This is a genomic window from Desertibacillus haloalkaliphilus (assembly GCF_019039105.1).
GTDB classification, from domain to species: Bacteria; Bacillota; Bacilli; order Bacillales; family KJ1-10-99; genus Desertibacillus; species Desertibacillus haloalkaliphilus.
Genome location: NZ_JAHPIV010000049.1, coordinates 1 through 929 on the forward strand (window position 1 = coordinate 1; position 929 = coordinate 929).

1 protein-coding gene is annotated in these 929 nt (G+C 51.2%); it reads left to right on the forward strand.

Going from position 1 to position 929, the window contains the following annotated elements; translation table 11 throughout:
• The coding region (locus KH400_RS29565; RefSeq protein ID WP_217227898.1) for a hypothetical protein at positions 1-929 on the forward strand (929 nt) is incomplete at both ends.

Here is a 929-nt window from a genome sequence, read left to right on the forward strand (position 1 = left end):
AGAGGGAAGGAAAGAAAGAGGAAAAGGGGGAGGGGGGGAGGAAAGGGAAAAAGAGGAGGGAGAAGGGGGAAGGGAGGGAAAGGGGGAAGAAGGAAGGAGGAGAAGGGGAGAAAGGGGGAAGAGAAGGGAGAGGAGGGGGAAAAAAAAGAAAAAGGGGGAAGAAGAAAAAGGAAAAGAAAAAAGGGAAAAGAAGAGGGAGGAAAAAGGGAGAGGGGGGAGAGAGGGGAAGAGAAGAGGAGGAGAAAAGGGGGGGGGGGGGAGGAGGGGAAAGGGGGGAAGGGAGAAGGGAGGAAGGAAGGAGGGGGGGGAAGAAAAGAGGGAAGGGGGAGGGGGGAGGGGGGGGAGGGAAAAGAAGGGGAAAGAGGAAAAGGGGAGGAGGAAAAGGGAAAGGAAAGGAGAGAAGAAGGGAGGAGGGAGAGGAAAAAGAAGAAAAAAAAAAAAAAGGAAGGAGGAGGGGGGGGGGGGGGAGGAGGGGGAAGAAAGAGGGAAGAGGGAAGGGAAGAAAAAAAGAAGGGGGAGAGAGGGAAAAGGAGGGGAAAGAGAGAAAAAAAAGAAAGGAAAAAAAAGGAAGGGAAAAAAAAAGGAGAAGAAAGGGAAAAAAAGAGAGAGGGGGGGAAAGGGAGGAGAAGGGAGGAAAGAAAAAGGGGAGGAAAGGAGGGGGAGAAAGAGAAGGGGAAGAAAGGAGGGAAAGAGGGAGGGGGGAGAGGAAGAGAAGAAGGGAAAGAGAAAGGAGAGAGGAGAGAAAGAGAGAAAAAGGGAAGGGAGAAAGAAGAAAAAAAGGGAGGAAGAAAGGGAGGAGGAGAAAAAGGAGAGAGGGGGAAAAGAGGGGGAAAAGGAAGGGGGGAAAGGAGGGGAAGAGAAGGAGAGAAGAAGAAAGAAGAAGGAGAAGAAGGGGGAGAAGAGAAAGAAAGAGGGAAAGAAGAGAGAAA